We start from the raw sequence: 434 nt of genomic DNA, 5'->3' as shown, positions 1-434 counted from the left end.
GGGCTGGCGTCTGCGGTCGCCGCTGTGCTGCTGGTATCGTATTTTGGTTCAGCACGTTCCGATCTCGGTGCGTCGTTTCTGATGCCCGCCATCACCGCCGTGGTGCTTGGCGGTGCCAATATTTATGGTGGTTCCGGTTCCATTATCGGCACCGCCATTGCGGTTTTATTAGTGGGATATTTGCAACAAGGTTTGCAAATGGCAGGAGTGCCAAATCAGGTGTCCAGCGCCCTTTCCGGTGCGCTACTTATCGTCGTTGTCGTAGGTCGTTCCGTTAGCCTGCATCGCCAGCAAATTAAAGAGTGGCTGGCGCGTCGGGCCAATAACCCATTGCCATAAAGGATATCTTCATGACACTTCATCGCTTTAAGAAAATCGCCTTACTTAGCGCTCTTGGCATTGCCGCAATCTCTATGAATGTGCAGGCCGCAGAG

1 protein-coding gene is annotated in these 434 nt (G+C 53.2%); it reads left to right on the top strand.

Annotation, left to right across the window (positions count from 1 at the left end):
• The coding region (locus tag I6F28_RS37165; RefSeq protein ID WP_524536138.1) for an ABC transporter permease at positions 1–339 on the top strand (339 nt) is incomplete at its 5' end.
• Positions 340–434: the final 95 nt, after the last annotated feature.

The organism is Bradyrhizobium sp. NBAIM14 (assembly GCF_020193895.1).
GTDB classification, from domain to species: domain Bacteria; phylum Pseudomonadota; class Alphaproteobacteria; order Rhizobiales; family Xanthobacteraceae; genus Bradyrhizobium; species Bradyrhizobium yuanmingense.
Note: the sequence above shows the minus strand (reverse complement) of the source record. Positions and strands in the feature narration are given on the sequence as shown.